The following is an 18,045-nucleotide window of genomic DNA, read 5'->3' on the forward strand; positions in this document are numbered from 1 at the left end:
GATCAGTGCAGTGGCTAATGTTGCGGTAGTCGGCGCCCAATGGGGTGACGAGGGCAAGGGCAAGATCGTGGACTGGCTGTCCAATCGCGCCGATATGGTGGTGCGGTTCCAGGGCGGCCACAACGCGGGGCACACCCTCGTTGTCGATGGCAAGGTCTACAAGCTGGCGCTGCTGCCTTCGGGCGTGGTGCAGGGCAAGCCGTCCATCATCGGTAATGGTGTGGTCGTGGACCCGTGGCACCTTGTGAACGAGATCGAGAAGATCGAGGCGCAAGGCGTGCATATCGGTCCGGATATCCTGACGATTGCCGACAATGCCTGCCTGATCCTGCCGGTCCATCCGGCGCTGGATGTAGCGCGTGAAGCGGCGGCGTCGGCTCCGGGGGCCAAGATCGGCACGACCGGTCGCGGTATCGGTCCGGCCTATGAAGACAAGGTTGGCCGCCGTGCGATCCGCGTCTGCGATCTGGCCAATGAAGAAGACCTGAAGGTCAAGATTGACCGTTTGCGCTCGCACCATGATCCGCTGCGTGCGGGTCTGGGGCTGGAGCCGATTGATCCGCAGGCTCTGTTGCAGCAGCTTCTCGAGATCGCGCCGAAAATCCTGCCCTATGTGAAGCCCGCTTGGCGTGTGCTGGATCAGGCCAAGAAGGACGGCAAGCGCGTGCTGTTCGAAGGTGCGCAGGGTGCCTTCCTTGATGTCGATCACGGCACTTATCCCTACGTGACTTCGTCCAACACTGTGGCCGGTCAGGCTGCGGCAGGATCGGGTCTGGGACCGCGTGGTGTGGGCTATGTGCTGGGCATCGTGAAAGCCTATACGACTCGCGTGGGTGAAGGCCCGTTCGCGTGCGAGCTGAACGACGAGGTGGGTGAGCATCTGGCGACCGTTGGTCGCGAAGTGGGTGTGAACACCGGTCGTGCCCGTCGTTGTGGCTGGTTCGACGCCGTGCTGGTGCGCCAGTCAGTGGCGATCAATGGCATCGACGGTATCGCCCTGACCAAGCTGGACGTTCTGGATGGCCTGAAGACGCTGAAAATCTGCGTCGGTTATCGGATCAACGGCGAAGTGTTGGATTACCTGCCTTCGAGCCTGAAGGATCAGGCAGCGGCCGAGCCGGTGTTTGAAGAGATGGAAGGCTGGGACGAGAGCACGGGCGGTGTCCGCAGCTTCAAGGACCTGAACGCCAAGGCGACGAAATATGTGCGCCGTATCGAGGAACTGATCGGTGCACCGGTGGCTCTTTTGTCGACCAGTCCCGAGCGTGACGACACCATTCTGATGCGTGATCCGTTCCAGGGATAAAACGGCGAACAAGCGTAGCAGAAACAACCTATGCTTAACCGGTAATAGCTAAGGCTGATCTCCTGACAGGAGGTCAGCCTTTGTTCGCTCTAGACACCAAATCCATGCAAAAGATCGCGCCCGTTGTGCGGCGCGTGGTGATTGTCGATCCCAATCCGGCAGCGGCCAAGCTTATGGCGGACCTGCTGAAGGGGTTTGGTAGTCGTGATGTGGCTATCGAGGCGGACGAGGCGCGGGTGATCGATCTCGCCCGTGAAATGGAGCCCGGTCTGTTTATTCTGGAGCGGAGCGGGCCGCGTCTGGACGGGGAGCATCTGGCCAAAAGAATCCGGCGCTCGTCGCTATCGTCGCGTCGCGCGCCGATCATCATGGTGACGGCTGAGGCGACGGCTTCCTCGATCAAGGGCGCTCGCGATGCGGGTATCCATGAGTTTCTGAGAAAGCCGTTCACGAGCGGCGACCTCTATCGTCGGGTCGAGAACCTTGCCACCAAGCCGCGCGACTGGGTCGAAGCGGTAGGCTACGTCGGGCCCGATCGCCGCCGCTTTAACTCGACCGATTATGCGGGGCCGCGCAAGCGCAAGGCTGACAACGATTCCACGCCCTCGATGGAGTCGATGAAGGAGCAGGCGCTGCGGATTCTGGTCTCTGCAATCAACCAGTTCGCGAATGACCCTGCGCAGGCGGTTCGCGCCATTCGGGAACAGGCGCGCACGCTGAAGGCTATCGCGGTGAAGACCGGCGATGCCAATCTGGCGATGGCTGCGGTAGGGCTGGAAGCAGAGATTGATTTAGGGCGGATCAGTCGCGACCAATTGGCGGGGCCAGTGAAGGCCTTGCTGGCGCTGGTTCCAGACTTGAACGTTTCCCGAGCGGGATAAGAAAAAGGGCGGCTGGAGTGATCCACTCGCCCTTTCGCTTCGGGGGGGGAGGTCGTAAGGCCGGTCAGGCCGTAGCGAGATTGCGCTCGAGTGCGGCGGCCTGCATGGCCTTTTGCAGCTTCTCGAAGGCGCGGACTTCGATCTGGCGGACGCGTTCGCGGCTGACGCCATATTGGCCAGCCAACTCTTCCAAGGTGACTGGATCATCCTTGAGGCGACGCTCGGTCAGGATGTGCTTTTCGCGGTCCGTCAGTTCTTCCATGGCTTCCTGAAGGAGCGTCATGCGGATGCCGCGCTCTTCGTTCTCGGCCAGTTGGGTTTCCTGGCTCACGGCCTCGTCGTCGGCCAGCCAGTCTTGCCATTCGGACTCACCATCGGCGCGCATAGGAGCGTTCAGCGACGAGTCACCGCCGAGGCGGCGGTTCATGTCGATGACTTCCTGCTGGGTCACGCCCAGCTTGGTTGCGATCTGTTCGAGGTGTTCAGGCAGAAGGTCGCCTTCTTCAAAGGCCGAGATCTGGCTCTTGGCTTTGCGCAGGTTGAAGAACAGCTTCTTCTGGGCCGCGGTCGTGCCCATTTTGACCAGCGACCACGAGCGCAGGATGTATTCCTGAATGGACGCACGGATCCACCACATGGCGTAGGTGGCCAAGCGGAAGCCTTTGTCGGGGTCGAACTTTTTGACAGCCTGCATCAGGCCGACATTACCTTCGGAAATGACTTCGCCGATCGGCAGGCCGTAGCCGCGATAACCCATGGCAATCTTTGCCACGAGGCGAAGGTGCGATGTCACCAGACGGTGGGCCGCTTCAGGGTCCTCATGCTCGGACCAGCGTTTGGCCAGCATGAATTCTTCGTCTTTGGTGAGCATCGGAAACTTGCGGATTTCCGAAAGGTAACGGGACAGTCCCTGTTCAGGCGACATTACCGTCAGAGTGGTGTTAGCCATGTGGTCCCTCCGACCGTTGCAAGAGCAGGCACTGCGGATGTGGCCACCCCTGTGCACCACTTCCTCGCCTCTCAATGGTTCGAGATAGAAATCCGTTGCATGAATTTAAAGAGGCGAAACCGCGACAGATTTGCCTTTTTTACGTCATCACGCGCCAATCGGATCAATGGCTCGATGTTAGATTAGTAACTAACACAGAGCTTGTTTCTAATCAAGCGCAACGAGACGCTCTTCCAAGGCCTGCATGTCGGCGGGGAGGGGCGTCTCGAAGCGCAGTGCCTGACCGGTCACTGGATGGACGAAGCCCAGTACCGAGGCGTGAAGGGCCTGGCGGTGGAACTGTAGCTCTTCGAGGGCGGTACGGATCGCAAGAACCGGCGCACCTGATCCGTACACCGGATCGCCTAGCAAAGGCGCGCCTTTTGAAGCCATGTGCACGCGGATCTGGTGGGTTCGACCAGTGTGCAGGGTGCAGGCGACGCGCGAGGCCATGGGAGCCGCGCCGGACTTAGCGGGGATGCCGTATCGAGCCTGCACGACATAGTCGGTGATGGCTTGGCGGCCCGAGGATTTCAGCACAGCCATCTTTTTCCGGTCGTGCGGCGAGCGTCCGATCAGGGTCTCGATCCGGCCTTTGTCCGGCGACGGCGCACCCCGCACGAGGGCGATATAGGTGCGTTCGATGTCGTGTGTGGCAAACAGGGCTGATAGACCTGCGTGGGCCTTATCAGACTTGGCAGCGACCATCACGCCCGAGGTGTCTTTGTCCAGACGGTGGACAATGCCCGGTCTGGCCACGCCCCCAATGCCAGAGAGGCTGTCACCGCAGTGATAGAGCAGGGCGTTGACGAGGGTACCCGTCTCGCAGCCGGGAGCCGGGTGGGCCGCCATGCCGGATGGTTTGTCGATGACGATAAGGTGCTCGTCTTCGAACAGGACGGTGAGCGGAACGTTTTCCGGTTCCGGATCGGCGGCGGTGACCGGCGGAAGGGTGATTTCATAGACGCCGGTGGTCGCTTTCGCCTTGCCCGAGGTGATCACTTGGCCGTCTTTGCTAACGGCACCTTCTGCGAGCAGGGCCTGCAGGCGAGCGCGCGACAAGGTCGGGAACGCTTCGGCCAGCGCCTTGTCCAGACGTTGGCCGGCGGTTTCGATCTGCGCTTGTAGGATCTCGGCGCTGTCGTCGTCGGTGTGCAGGGTATCAATGGCCATAGGGCCAGATAGCATGCGTCGCGCCGTGTTGGGCAGGGCCTTAGGACAGGGTGTAGCCCACCAGCCGCCATTGGCCGTCGTCATCGCGGCGGAAGGAGACGACTTCTTCCATCACCTTGGCATTGTTGCCCGTGGTGGCGAAGCGCACAGAAACGTATTGGCCGGGGGGCAGGCCGCCGCTGGCATCGGTCACAGGCACACGCATAACCGACATCCATTCGCGGTTGCGGATCGTGCCCAGAAGGGCGCGTCGTTGGGCGATATTGGCGATGAAGCGATCTTGCGGAACGGACGACTTCATTACTGGCGAGGCCAGTTCCCATACTGTGCCCATCTCGTAGCGATCGATGGCTGCGACGATGACCATACTGGCGTCGAGATACACGTTGGGGCCCGTGGTCTGCGCTTCGACTGCACGGGAGGCAACTAGCGCGGGCACCGCCATGCCAATGGCAAGAACCGCAGCGTATCGAGCTAGGTATCGGGTTCTGATCACGGGAGTTCCATTGGTGAGCTGAGAAAAGACGGGCCGGACAAGCGTAACGGTTGTCCGGCCCAGTTGTTGCGCATCAGAATAAAATGGGCGGGACCAAATGATCCCGCCCGTGAGGTTCCTTAGAACTGGAAGCCTACGCCGACGGCTGCACCGCCCTGGCTGCGGGTGTTGTAGGTACCCGTAGCGCGAAGGACGAAGCGGCCATCAGTGGTGTAACGCGAGTAACCAACGGCCAGAGCCTGTTCGTTACCCCAGGTCGAGACACCCATACCGACCATGTTGGCACCCGGCTCTTGTGCTTGCGGGATCGTGCTCATGGCCATGGCGGCGGCGGTACCGCCGTTGGCATCGCGGCGGTAGTCCTCAAGTTGGCCACCCAGGCGGTTGATCGCAGTATCCGTGTAGTTATTGGCCTGAAGCAGGGTGTTCGACAGACCGGCATTCAGCTGGCGAACGTTCACGGCATCCATCGGGTCGACACCGTCGGCCAGATTGGTGATGCGGTCACCGTTCATGTTGATGCCGTTCTGGTTGATCGTCGGACCGTTGGCGATCGAGATGCTTTCCAGATTGGTCATGTTGCGGTTGACCGAAACGGTCACGCCGTCAGCACTCTGGGTTTTGACGATGTTCTCGCCCGGGATGAACTGTGCATAGCCACCCGGCACAACGAACGACGGTTCCGGGTTGGTCGAGCCACCCGAGCCGTTGTTGCCGCCGTTGTTCGACGACGAGATCGCCGCACGCAGAGCGTCCTGAACATTGTTGTAGACCGTATCGCCGACCGCGATCTGCGCCGAGAAGGTGTTGGTCGCAGGGTCGTAGGTCGAGGTCGAGCTGAAGGCTGCGGCCAGTTGGTCGCCCAGTGCCACCAGTTGGCTGCCGTTAACAGCATGGTTGCTGGTTTGCGACAGGACGCCATCGGTGACACCGGTGATGCGACCGCTCTCGCCGTCATTGATCACCACGTTGCCGAAGCGCGGGGCGCTGGCCATCTGGACAATGACTTCGCCGGTCGAGGCATCGGTAGCGGTGCGGATGTTGCCGGCGTCATAGTTGCCAGCCGTAGAGGCATCGCCGCGGATCGACAGGGTTTGGCCGTTGGTACGACGTACAACGCCGCCGTCATTGCCGGTGAAGTTCACGCCGATGTCGCTAGCGGCTGCCGCGACGGTGTTGTCGACGTAGTCCTTGTTCGCGATGTGGCTGCCGTCGGTGATCGGACCGGTGTATTTCGCACCCGTGCTGTCGACCGTGAAGTTCGGACCGACGTTCAGTGCATTGGTGGTGATACCCGAACCGTCAACCACGGTGCTGCCGACGGTCAGGCTATTGCCGATGGTGACATCGTCGGCCAGATCGAAGGTGACATCGTTCGAGGTGGCGGTCTTGCCGACCACGATGTTGCCATCGGTGTTCGACAGATCGATCGAGTTGCCCGTGGCGCTGGCCGTACCAACCGCGGTGGCGTTGGCACCGTCGGCGCTAATGTTCCAGCCGGCACCGGTGGTGCTGGATAGGGTGTTGAGTGCCTGGTTGGTGGCATGCAGTTGCGAGCCGTTCACCGCGTCGGTCGAGTTCGCGTCGAGGCGACCTGCGGCGACGTTGGTGATGGTGCGCTCGTTGCCGGCCGAACCGATGCTCACCGTGCCGACCGGGGCGGTACCTGCAAAGTTGTAGGTGGTGCCTTGCAGAGTGGTCGAGGCGGTGCCCGCAGCAGCCGAAGTCGATGCATTCGAGCCCAGCGCGATGCTGTCGGCGTGGGTTGCCTGGGCGTTGTAGCCAAAGGCCATCGAACGATCGGCCGTAGCCGTCGAGTTTGCACCGTAGACCGAAGCGTAGTTGCCCGACGCGACGTTGTCCGCACCGAAGGCCTGGGAGTAGTTGCCCGTGGCCTGGTTGTTTTCGCCGACGGCCTGCGAGTTGTCAGCCGAGGCGGTGTTGTTCAAACCGATCGCTTGGGATTGGTTGCCGGAAGCCAAGTTGTTGTTACCGAAGGCTTGCGAGTTTTCACCGCTCGTCTCGTTGTCGGCACCGTAGGCTTGCGAGAAGTTACCAGAGGCCAGGTTGGCAATACCCATGGCCTGGGCGCGTTCACCATCGACCTGGTTATTGGCACCGATCGCCTGCGAGTATTCGGTCGACGTATAGTTCTGATAGCCGATGGCCTGTGAGTAAGCGCCTTCGGTGATGTTTTCACCGCCCATAGCCATCGAACGTTCGCCGTAAGCAAGGTTGCTGGTGCCGAACGCCTTTGCATACTCGCCTACGGCCTCGTTATCGTCGCCGATTGCCTGGCTTTGGGTGCCATTGGCTTGGTTGCCGGTGCCGATGGACAGGCTGTTGTTACCGTCAGCGGAGTTATTGGAGCCGATGGAAGTGCTCTCGTTGCCGATAGCGGTGACATTAGGACCGATGGCGACTGCATCGGCACCCGTGGCCCCGTCCGAGTTGACGTTGCCCTTCGGCGTGCCGGCGTCGTTGATGCTGACATAACGGGCGGTCCCCGATGCTGCCGTCAGGTTTTGGAGAACCTGATTGGTCGCGAACAGCTGCGAGCCATTGACCGCATCGGTCGAGGCCGCATCGATGCGGCCTGCGGCAAGGTTGGTCAGTGTGCGTTCGTTACCGGCAGAGCCGATGCTGAAGGTACCGACCGGAGCGGTGCCCGCGAAGGCATAGGTGTTGCCGCCAATGGTGGTGTTGGCGGTACCGACAACAGCGGACGTCGTTGCGCCATCACCCATAGCGATGCTGCGAGCTTCGGTCGAACGAGCATCGGCACCGAAGGCCAGACCGTTGGTGCCGTCAACGCGAGCCCGTGTACCGACGGCGACACCCTGGTTTACGGTCGACACCGACTGGCTACCCAGAGCCACCGTGTCGGTGACATTTAGCGGAGTCGTGTTGACCAGGATGGGTTGTGCGTTCAGCGGGCTCTCTACGGAGCTAGCAAGCGTACCGGCGCGATTACCGATTGCGATGTTGCTGTTACCGTTCACATACGCACCCGCACCGTTACCCGTTGCGATGTTGTAGTTACCGGTCACGCCTGTACCCGCCCAATAAACCTTGAGCGTTGTTGAAGAAGCCATTGACCTGGGTGCCGGTGTAGCTGCCGAGGGAAACGTTATTGTTTCCGCTGACGGTATTGCCGCTTTCCCAGCCCAGCGCCATGTTGCGCGAACCGGTGACAGTATTACCTGAACGCGTACCGATGGCTTGGTTGTTGAAGCCGTCGACGGTGCGGCCGGCACTGTCACCGAAGGCTTGGTTGTTGTTGCCGGTGACGGTGCTGCCGGCACTGTCACCGACAGCGATATTGCTGTTGCCGCTGACATTCTGGCCCGCGAAGCTACCGATAGCGAGCTGGGTGTTAGAGGTCGCGGTCGTGCCGATACCGGCCTGACGACCGATCACAATGCTGTCCTGACCCTTCGCCTGGGTTTCGTTACCAATAGCGACAGAACGCAGGCCTTCCGCAATCGCGGCACTACCGGCTGCAATCGAGTTGTTGGCCAAAGCTTGGGAACGCTCGCCCAATGCGGTTGCCCGTTCGCCGGTGGTGAGGGTATTGGCACCCAGCGAGGTGCTCAGGCGTGCGGCCTGGGCGTTGTTACCCATGGCTACAGCCGAGTTGCCACCTGCGATGGTGTTTTGGCCGATGGCGATGCCTTCGTTGTTGTTGGCGCGCGCATTGAAGCCCAGCGCGACGGTGTTGTTACCGGTGGAGGCGGCATCCGGACCGATGGCGATGGCATTGTTGCCGGTTGCACCATCGGAGTTGACGTTACCGGCAGCCGCGCCGGTGCGGCGGATGCTGACGTACGGAACCTTGCCTGCCGTAGCAGCAAGCGCGCTGACAGCCTGGTTCGTTGCGAACAGTTGCGAGCCGTTGACTGCATCGGTCGAGGTTGACGTCAGGCGACCTGCGGCCAGATTGGTCAAGGTACGCTCGCTACCGGCGGCACCGATGCTAACCGACGAAGTCGGGGCAACGCCGGCGAAGGTGTAGTTGGTGGTGCCGATAGTGGTGCCGGACGTGGCAACCGCAGCATCCGAGATCGATCCGGAACCCAGAGCTACGCCGTTGGCGACGTTCACTTGGGAGGCATTGCCCAATGCGGTTGCGCCGCTGATGCCATCGGCAATGGCGACGTTGTTACCCAGCACGAAGCTGTTGTCTGCGCCCAGACCAATCGTGTTGTTGTTGCCGACGCTGTACGAGTTAGCGGCGTCGATGATGCTAGGGTCGCCGATCGCACCGGATGCATTGCCCCGCACGATATTGCCGGTACCAATAGAGATCGAGTCAGCGCCCGTAGCTTGGGCGCCTTCACCCATGGCGATGGCGCGTGCGCCGGTGGCTTTGGCGGCTTGGGTGGCGCTGCTGCCGATGGCGATTGAGCCGATACCCGTAGCAATAGCACCGTCGGTGGCGGGGGTGCCATTTGCATTCAAGCGGCCCGAGCCGATAGCGATGGCATAGTTGGCACCCGCTTCGGATCCGTTACCCAGAGACATGCCACTGTCAGCAACGACCTTCGTTGCCGAGGTTCCGCTGCCTGCAAAGGAGCCGATGTTGATGTTGCCGTTACCCTGAGCATAGCGGCCGGCATAGCTACCGACCGAGACGGCGTAGTTGGTCTGGCTGATGCCACCCGCTGCCATACCCAGCGAGGTATTTTCCGAGCCCGTAACATTGTAGCCGGCAAGGAAGCCGAAGTTGGAGTTGCCGCTGCCCGTAACGTTCGAGCCAGTGTTGCCGCCACCAACAGCGGTGTTCATGGCACCGGTGACATCGCGACCCGCGTTGTAGCCGATGCCAACATTGTTCTCGCCTTGGGTGTTATAGCCAGCGCCATAGCCTACGCCCGTGCTGCGTTGGCCCGAGCTATAGGCACCGGCGTTTGTGCCAACGAACGCCGAGAAGTCGCTGCCTGCTGTGGCCGACGTACCGATAGCTACCGACTGCAGACCCGATGCCTTGGCATCGTGACCCATGGCAATCGTGCCGGTATTGGTGGCCGTAGTGTTCATGCCGATGGCGATCGAGTTGTCGCCGGTCGCACCATCTGAGTTCACATTGCCCTGTGCTGTCGGCAGAGCATTGATGCTGACAAACTCGGATTTACCAGCCGAAGCGGCCAGCGCGTCTACAGCCTGATTGGTCGCAAACAGCTGGGAGCCATTCACGCCATCGGTCGAAGCTGCGTCGAGGCGTCCTGCGGCGAGGTTGGTCAGGGTGCGCTCGCTACCTGCCGAACCGATGCCGACCGAGCCTGCGGGGGCGGTACCAGCGAAGTTATAGGTGGTGCCGCCGATCGAAGCGGAAGCCGTGCCTACAGCCGCGTCGGCGGTAGAGCCTGCGCCAAGCGCGACGCTATTTGCGGTCGTGGTGTTGGCAGCATGACCGATCGCTACCGACGAACTGCCTTCAGATACGGACTCTGCACCAAGGGCGATCGTATTGTCGCCGCGTGCTTTGGCACCCGCGACAGCATTACCGCCGACGGCTATAGAGCCTACACCGGTGGCATACGGACCGACCTGGGTCATGTTCCCGGTGGCGGCATCCAGCGTAGCTGCGCCGATGGCGACCGAGTAATCGCCACGTGCTTGTGCGCCCGTACCTACCGAGGTTGCGTAATCAACGTCGACTACATTGCCAAGCGACCCCGGTGCCTGCGAGGTTACCGATGCCGACATTGCCCATACCTGTAAGGTAGCGACCCGAGTTTGCACCGACGGATACGCCGTAGTTCGAGCGCGCGTTCTGGCCTGCGTACGCGCCCATCGACGTGTTCTGGGAACCGATCGTCTGGTAGGCAGCGGCATAACCGAACGAAGAGTTCAGATCGCCGACCACGCCGGTGCCAGTGCTGCTGGAACCGAGGGCAGTGTTACGCGAGCCGACGACGTTTTGACCCGTCGAAAAACCAATAGCGGTATTGGACTCGCCGGTGGTGTTCGATCCCGCGCCAGTGCCTAGACCCGTAGAGCGGATCCCGGCTGCGCCTTGACCAGCCCCCGTGCCGACGAATGTAGAGCTATTGCCCGTCGCGGCCGAGTTATAGCCGATCGCAACCGACGATTGACCACTGGAGGTCGCGGTGTTGCCGATGGCAGTCGCGTTATTCTGGGATGCGGTCGCGCCTACGCCGATGGCGACGGTGTTACCGCCACTGGCAGTAGAGTCTGCGCCCACAGCGGTACTGGCAGATCCCGTGGCATCCGCGCTGTTACCGACTGCGGTGGTGGTGAGCTGGGTGGCAGTCGCGCCATCGCCTACAGCGACGGATCGTCCTCCAGTTGCGACGGCACCCGGCGTGACTTGCTGTGCTTGACCGGCGGTGGCAGTAGTCAGTGCGACCGTCGCAACGGCGCAGAGAAGCGCCTGCTTTTGCGAAATCTTCATAATCCACTCCAGAAACTAATGGTTTGCTGAAGCGAACAAGCGGTCGGTTAGGGATTAGTTCCGACCAAAGTCGGTAACTTGGCCATTATTTACCCTGCTTTGCATTTTTAAATATTTGTAAAATCATGAATCTATTGTTCACCAGATTGCCTATGCGCACGAATATTAATTGAGCTTAAGCATAAATAAAAACTCCCTCGCAGTTGGCTGCGAGGGAGCTTGAAGTCTTCGGTGTCTAATCTTAACCGATTTGCGGATCGAGCGAGCCCGAAGCGTAACGCTTGGCCATTTGGGCGGTGGACAGCGGCTTGATCTTGTCGGCCATGCCTTCACAGCCGAACTGCTGATAACGCTCTTGGCAGAGCTTGCGCATCGCTTCCTTGGCAGGCTTCAGATAGTAGCGCGGGTCGAACTCTGCCGGCTTCTCGGACAGCATCTTACGGATGGCACCCGTCATGGCCATGCGGTTGTCGGTGTCGATGTTCACCTTTCGCACGCCGTTCTTGATGCCGCGCAGGATCTCGTCGATCGGCACGCCCCAGGTCTGCGGCATGGCACCGCCATAGGCGTTGATGATGTCCTGCAGATCTTGCGGCACCGACGACGAGCCGTGCATGACGAGGTGAGTGTTCGGCAGGCGGCGGTGGATCTCTTCGATCACGTTCATGGCCAGCACTTCACCGTCCGGCTGGCGGGTGAACTTATACGCGCCGTGCGAGGTGCCCATGGCGATGGCCAGAGCGTCGACCTTGGTGGCCTTCACAAAGTCGACAGCTTGGTCCGGATCGGTCAGCAGGGCCGAGTGGTCCAGCTTACCTTCAAAGCCGTGGCCGTCTTCGGCTTCGCCCATGCCGGTTTCCAGCGAGCCCAGAACGCCCAGTTCGCCTTCAACCGAAACGCCGCACGAGTGGGCCATTTCAGTGACGCGGCGGGTGACGTCCACATTGTATTCGTACGAGGCCGGCGTCTTGGCATCTTCTTCCAGCGAGCCGTCCATCATCACCGAGGTGAAGCCGTACTGGATAGCGGTGGCGCAGGTCGCCGGACCGTTGCCGTGGTCCTGGTGCATACAGACCGGAATGTGCGGATACAGCTCAACCAGAGCGTCGATCAGACGGGCCAGAACCACATCGTTGGCATAGGAGCGGGCACCGCGCGAAGCCTGAATGATCACCGGCGCATTGACGGCGTCGGCGGCCTCCATGATGGCCAGGCCTTGCTCCATGTTGTTGATGTTGAAGGCGGGCAGGCCGTAGTCGTTTTCAGCGGCGTGATCGAGCAGCTGGCGCAGGGTGATGCGTGCCATCAGAGGTCTCCAGAAACGGTGTGTCTTTGAGGTCGGACTTACAGCGGGTTCGCCGTGAAGTCACGTTATACGGGTGATAAGCAAAGGGACGGACACACCGGGCATCCGTCCCTCTAACAAAATCAGGCGCGGAGCGCTTCGACGCCCGGCAGTTCCTTGCCTTCCATCCACTCGAGGAAGGCACCGCCAGCAGTCGAAACAAAGGTCATGTCGTCGACCACGCCAGCGTGGTTCAGAGCAGCGACCGTGTCACCGCCACCGGCCACAGCTGTCAGCTTGCCAGCGGTCGCCAGCGAGGCGGCTTCCTTGGCCGCAGCCACGGTCGCAGCGTCGAACGGCGGAACCTCGAACACGCCCAGCGGGCCGTTCCAGATCAGGGTCTTGGACAGACCCATAGCGCGGGTCAGGCGGGCCACGGTTTCGGGCCCTGCATCGAGGATCAGGTCGTCAGCAGCGATACGGTCCAGCGCGCGAACGCCGTGCTCGATGCCCGGCTTGACGCCCTTGGCCACAACCACATCGACCGGCAGCAGCAGCTCACATCCCTTCTGGCGGGCTTCTTCCATGATCTCGCGCGCGGTGTCGGCGAGGTCTTTCTCGCAGAGCGAACCGCCGACATCGACACCTTGGGCGTGCAGGAAGGTGTTGGCCATGCCGCCGCCGATGGCGAGGTAGTCCAGCTTGGCGACGAGGTTCTTCAGCAGGTCCAGCTTGGTCGAAACCTTGGCACCGCCGACGATACCGATCACCGGCTTGACCGGCGTGCCCAGAGCCTTGTCCAGAGCTTCCAGTTCGCGGCGCATGGACTCGCCAGCATAGGCCGGAAGAACGCGGGCCAGACCCTCGGTCGAAGCGTGGGCGCGGTGCGCGGCCGAGAAAGCGTCGTTGACGAAGATGTCGCCGATTTCAGCCAGAGCCTTGGCGAAGTCTGCGTCGTTCTTTTCTTCGCCCTTTTGGAAGCGAACGTTCTCCAGCAGCACCACGCCGCCAGCGTCGGTGTCGGCCAGAGCGGTCTTGGCTTCATCGCCGATGCAGTCGTCAGCGAAACGCACCGGAGCACCTAGCAGGGCTTCCAGCGGCGCGACGACCGGCTTCAGGCTCATGGACGGCACGCGCTCGCCCTTGGGGCGGTCGAAGTGGGCCAGCAGAGCCACCTTGGCACCGGCTTCACGCAGCTTGTTGATGGTTGGCAGGGCCACGCGCAGGCGGGTGTCGTCGGTAACAGCGCCGTTCTCCATCGGAACGTTGAAGTCCACGCGGACGAGGGCGATCTTGCCGGAAAGGTCTTTAGCGTCGTCGAGAGTGCGGAAGGTCATTTTTAGCTCTGGGTCAAAGCGTGATCGCATGAGCGATAGTGGACGTCGGGACAGCTAGTCCGGCCGTGTCGAAGGCGTTGCGGTAACGATTACAGGTGCGAGAGTGGCGCGGCGTGGCTTGAGTACCGCATCAGCCTGGGCGAGAAACTCTGGCATAGACGAGAAATGGCTACGGTTTTCTACACCCGGCAAGCCCGGATCACAGGCAACGCCCAAGATGGAGTTTGAGGGCAGGTCCGTCATGGATGTCTCGTTGTTGAGACGTACAAGGGGCTGACCGCTCGCTGCGTAGCTGATTTGCTGCGACCTGCGATAGCGAAGTGATGAACAATCGAAATCGATGACTGTCGAGAGGACGTCGATCTTAATCCCGCGGTGTTGCATGGCGCTGGCCGTTTGGGATGTCAGCAACTCTACGACAATAAGCGCAGGATCTTGCGGGTGTTGGCCTCGAGCGACCAAGCCGTAAACGTCGAGAGGTCCATTTCCGACCACGAGCTGACCTTCGAAAGAAGTCACGGGCTCGGCTGTCAGATCGGCAATCGAGAGGTGTGGCGACTGTTGCGTGTCCTTGCTCTCAGCTTCGCAGGCCGGGAGCAAAAGCGACAACACAACAGCCGCCACAAAACGCATTAGAGGAACTTGGCCATCTGCAGGGCGGTGTCCGACATGCGGGTGGCGAAGCCCCACTCGTTGTCGTACCAGCTCAGCACGCGCACCAGAGTGCCGTCGATGACCTGGGTCTGCGGCAGGGCAGCGGTCGACGAAGCGGCGACGTGGTTCAGGTCGATCGACACCAGCGGATCGGTCGTGGTGAACAGGACACCCTTCATCGGGCCGTTGGCCGCAGCTTCCAGAGCGGCGTTGACTTCTTCCACGGTGGTGGCACGGCCAGCGACGATCTTCAGGTCAACGACCGAGACGTTCGGGGTCGGGACGCGGATCGACGAGCCGTCCAGCTTGCCCTTCAGTTCCGGCAGAACCAGACCCACAGCCTTAGCGGCCCCGGTCGAGGTCGGGATCATGGACTGGGCTGCAGCGCGGGCGCGGTACAGGTCCTTGTGCATGGTGTCCAGCGTCGGCTGGTCGCCGGTGTAGGCGTGGATGGTGGTCATGTAGCCACGCTCGATGCCGACCAGTTCGTTCAGAACCTTGGCAATCGGTGCCAGGCAGTTGGTGGTGCACGAAGCGTTCGACACGATGATGTCGTCGGCGGTCAGGGTCTCGTGGTTCACGCCGAAGACGATGGTTTTGTCGGCGTTGTCAGCCGGAGCCGAAACCAGAACGCGTTTGGCACCTGCGGTCAGGTGGGCCGAAGCCTTTTCCTTCGAGGTGAAGATGCCGGTGCACTCGAGGGCGATGTCGACCTTCAGTTCGGCGTGCGGCAGCTTGGCCGGATCGCGCTCTGCAGTGACCTTGATCTTGCCGGTGCCGACGTCGATCCAGTCTTCACCCGAGGTGATGGTGCCCGGGAAACGGCCGTGGACCGAGTCATAGCGCAGCAGGTGTGCGTTGGTCTCAACCGGACCCAGGTCGTTGATCGCCACGACCTCGATGTCCTTGCGGCCATGCTCGACGATCGAGCGAAGAACAAGACGGCCGATACGGCCAAAGCCGTTAATGGCGACGCGAACGGTCATGGTTGGATCTCCAAGTCAGGAACGACGAAAGTTTGGCGTCTCAATGGGACGATGAGCGCGCAAGTGCAAGCCTTGGGCGCTCACAGATGGCGAACATCAGTTACAGGAACAGTTTTTTCGTCCAAAAAACAGCAGGCCCGACCCGGCTGAGCCGGATCGGGGCGCGTGGCTGTTCGAGAATCAGCAGCATTTGAAACCGCCACCTGCACCAAAGCGTCGCGCTTCATGCAGGCGGAAGAAGGCGGTTCGATCCATAGGCGGATCCTCCGGATGATTAGCTCGGGCATGGGCCACATAGGCCTCATAGTCCGGTTGTCCGATCATCAGGCTGGCCGTGCGACGCGCGTCCTTGCCCCAACGGAGCAGGGTGTCGCGACAATCGCACAGCGTCTGGGTCAGAGCCTGATCAGGCACGGACCGAGCCTTCCAACTGCAGTTCGGCTTCCGACGGGATTTCCACCGCCGTCGGGTTAGGGTTGGCCAGAGCCTTACGGCAGGCCAGCACCGAATAGATCAGGATTACCACCACAACGATCAGGAAGCCGGCCGTCAGTGCCGAGTTCACATAGTCATTGAAGATGATGTGCTGCATGTCGGCGGCAGACTTGGCAGGGGCCAGAAGCTCGCCCGAGGCTGCGGCCTCCTGATACTTGCGGGCGTGCGACAGGAAGCCGACGCGCACATCCGGATGGAACAGCTTCTGGAAGCCTGCCGTAAGGGTGCACACCAGCAGCCACGCCGCCGGCACTGCAGCCACCCACGCGAACCGCTGACGCTTCATCTTGAACAGGACAACCACACCCAACATCAGCGCGATTGCGGCCAGCATCTGGTTGGCGATGCCGAACAGCGGCCACAGGCTGTTGATGCCGCCCAGCGGATCGACCACGCCCGCATAGAGGAAGTAGCCCCACAGACCGACCGTCAATGCGGTGGCGATGACATTGCCGGTCCAGCTTTGGGTATTGCGCATCTTGGGCACGGCCACGCCCAGCAGGTCCTGAATCATGAAACGGCAAACACGGGTACCCGCATCCACAGTCGTCAGGATGAACAGTGCCTCGAACAGAATGGCGAAGTGATACCAGAAGCTCATCATCGCCTTGCCGCCGATGACGCTCGACAGGATGTGCGCCATGCCGACAGCGAGGGTGGGGGCACCGCCCGCGCGCGACAGGATCGAATGTTCGCCGACGTCCTTGGCCAGTTGGTCGAGGGCCTCGGGCGTAATGTGGAAGCCCCACTGGGCCACAGCCGCAGCCGCGGAGTTCACATCGGTGCCGATGACCGCCGCCGGACTGTTCATCACGAAATAAACGGCCGGATCGAGCACACTCGCCGCGATCAGCGCCATGGCAGCCACAAAGCTTTCACATAGCATGGCCCCATAGCCGATGAGCGGGATCTGGCTTTCGCTCTCCAGCAGTTTGGGCGTAGTGCCCGACGAAATCAGGGCGTGGAAGCCGGAGACCGCGCCACAGGCGATGGTGATGAACAGGAACGGGAAGAGTGCGCCCGAGAAGACCGGACCCGAGCCGTCAATAAACTGGGTAACGGCGGGCATCTGCATGTGCGGGCGGACGATCAGGATGCCGATGGCCAGAGCTGCAATCGCGCCGATCTTGAGAAAGGTCGACAGATAGTCACGCGGGGCCAGCAGCAGCCAAACCGGCATAACCGAGGCGAAGAAGCCATAGGCCATCATCGCGATCGCCAGCGTTGTCCCTGACAGGGTAAAGGCCGGACCCCAAACAGGGTGATAGGCCACCTGACCGCCCAGAATGATCGATCCGATCAGAAGCACCACGCCGATGAGCGACACCTCGCCCACACGACCGGGGCGCAGGTAACGGGTGTAGAGGCCCATGAAGATGGCGATGGGAATGGTGGCGGCGACGGTGAACGTGCCCCACGGGCTCTCGGCCAATGCCTTGACCACGACCAGTGCCAGCACCGCCAGAATGATGACCATGATCATCAACACGCCGACTTGCGCGATGATACCGGGGATGGGCCCCATTTCGGTGCGGACCATGTCGCCCAGTGACTTGCCGTCGCGGCGCGTGGACATGAACAGCACCAGCATGTCCTGAACGGCACCGGCGACAACCACACCGACCAAAATCCACAACATGCCGGGCAGATAACCCATCTGCGCTGCCAGTACCGGCCCGACCAGAGGGCCTGCGCCTGCAATGGCCGCAAAGTGGTGGCCGAACAGAACATTGCGCGGGGTAGGGACGTAATCCAGCCCGTCGTTGTGACGGACCGCAGGCGTCGGACGGTTCGGGTTAAGCTTCAGGACCTTACCGGCCAGATATCGCGCATAATAGCGATAGGCGATGGCGTAGATACAAAGGGCGGCCGTTACCAGCCACACGGCGCTGATGCTCTCGCCCTTATGTAGCGCCAAGACCCCGACCGAAATCGCGCCGAGTATGGCAATGGCCCCGAATATGAGGCCGCTCTTTAGCTTACCCAAAATAGTATCCTCCCGCGCCGCCTGAAAAGCGGTCTTGCG

Annotated in this window: 14 protein-coding genes; 2 read left to right on the top strand and 12 right to left on the bottom strand. The window is 61.3% G+C overall.

All coding sequences use genetic code 11. The features are described from left to right. Positions 1-10 precede the first annotated feature (10 nt). Together LOX95_RS07010 and LOX95_RS07015 are read left to right on the top strand one after the other, a co-directional pair. Complete coding sequence (locus LOX95_RS07010; RefSeq protein ID WP_242913762.1) at positions 11-1,306, top strand: adenylosuccinate synthase; 1,296 nt, start codon at positions 11-13, stop codon at positions 1,304-1,306. A gap of 80 nt (positions 1,307-1,386) precedes the next feature. Next, positions 1,387-2,187, top strand: coding sequence for a response regulator (locus tag LOX95_RS07015; RefSeq protein ID WP_242913763.1), 801 nt, complete (start codon positions 1,387-1,389; stop codon positions 2,185-2,187). A 64-nt stretch (positions 2,188-2,251) separates the two neighbouring features. Here LOX95_RS07015 and rpoH read toward each other — a convergent pair whose 3' ends face one another. The 12 genes from rpoH to LOX95_RS07075 form a co-directional block, all read right to left on the bottom strand. Further along, on the bottom strand, positions 2,252-3,136 hold the full coding sequence (rpoH, locus tag LOX95_RS07020; RefSeq protein WP_242913764.1) for an RNA polymerase sigma factor RpoH: 885 nt from the start codon (positions 3,134-3,136) through the stop codon (positions 2,252-2,254). Between the two features lie 207 nt (positions 3,137-3,343). Then, complete coding sequence (locus LOX95_RS07025) at positions 3,344-4,348, bottom strand: RluA family pseudouridine synthase (RefSeq protein WP_242913765.1); 1,005 nt, start codon at positions 4,346-4,348, stop codon at positions 3,344-3,346. A 40-nt stretch (positions 4,349-4,388) separates the two neighbouring features. Next, positions 4,389-4,844, bottom strand: a complete 456-nt coding sequence (locus LOX95_RS14200) for a DUF4019 domain-containing protein (RefSeq protein ID WP_242913766.1) — start codon at positions 4,842-4,844, stop codon at positions 4,389-4,391. 119 nt (positions 4,845-4,963) lie between these two features. Then, complete coding sequence (locus LOX95_RS07035) at positions 4,964-7,939, bottom strand: YadA-like family protein (protein WP_242913767.1); 2,976 nt, start codon at positions 7,937-7,939, stop codon at positions 4,964-4,966. Further along, positions 7,884-10,553, bottom strand: a complete 2,670-nt coding sequence (locus tag LOX95_RS07040) for a beta strand repeat-containing protein (RefSeq protein ID WP_242913768.1) — start codon at positions 10,551-10,553, stop codon at positions 7,884-7,886. Before LOX95_RS07040 ends, LOX95_RS07035 begins: the two co-directional genes overlap by 56 nt. Continuing rightward, a complete protein-coding gene (locus LOX95_RS07045) occupies positions 10,495-11,262 on the bottom strand; it encodes a hypothetical protein (RefSeq protein ID WP_242913769.1) in 768 nt (255 codons plus the stop codon). The genes LOX95_RS07040 and LOX95_RS07045 overlap by 59 nt, the downstream gene beginning before the upstream one ends. Before the next feature lie 241 nt (positions 11,263-11,503). After that, positions 11,504-12,568: a class II fructose-bisphosphate aldolase gene (gene fba, locus LOX95_RS07050; RefSeq protein ID WP_242913770.1), complete on the bottom strand. Its 1,065-nt coding sequence runs from the start codon at positions 12,566-12,568 to the stop codon at positions 11,504-11,506. Between the two features lie 122 nt (positions 12,569-12,690). Next, the gene (locus LOX95_RS07055; RefSeq protein WP_242913771.1) at positions 12,691-13,884 is read right to left on the bottom strand and encodes a phosphoglycerate kinase; all 1,194 of its coding nucleotides are present in this window, start codon (positions 13,882-13,884) and stop codon (positions 12,691-12,693) included. A 54-nt stretch (positions 13,885-13,938) separates the two neighbouring features. Next, complete coding sequence (locus LOX95_RS07060; RefSeq protein ID WP_242913772.1) at positions 13,939-14,127, bottom strand: hypothetical protein; 189 nt, start codon at positions 14,125-14,127, stop codon at positions 13,939-13,941. 389 nt (positions 14,128-14,516) lie between these two features. Next, a complete protein-coding gene (gap, locus tag LOX95_RS07065) occupies positions 14,517-15,524 on the bottom strand; it encodes a type I glyceraldehyde-3-phosphate dehydrogenase (RefSeq protein WP_242913773.1) in 1,008 nt (335 codons plus the stop codon). Between the two features lie 180 nt (positions 15,525-15,704). Continuing rightward, entirely contained in the window at positions 15,705-15,938 is a 234-nt protein-coding gene (locus LOX95_RS07070; protein WP_345791439.1) for a YbdD/YjiX family protein, read from the bottom strand. Further along, positions 15,931-18,006, bottom strand: coding sequence for a carbon starvation CstA family protein (locus LOX95_RS07075; RefSeq protein ID WP_242913774.1), 2,076 nt, complete (start codon positions 18,004-18,006; stop codon positions 15,931-15,933). Before LOX95_RS07075 ends, LOX95_RS07070 begins: the two co-directional genes overlap by 8 nt. Positions 18,007-18,045 lie beyond the last annotated feature (39 nt).

Origin of the sequence: Brevundimonas pishanensis (assembly GCF_022750635.1) — a bacterium.
Taxonomy (GTDB): domain Bacteria; phylum Pseudomonadota; class Alphaproteobacteria; order Caulobacterales; family Caulobacteraceae; genus Brevundimonas; species Brevundimonas pishanensis.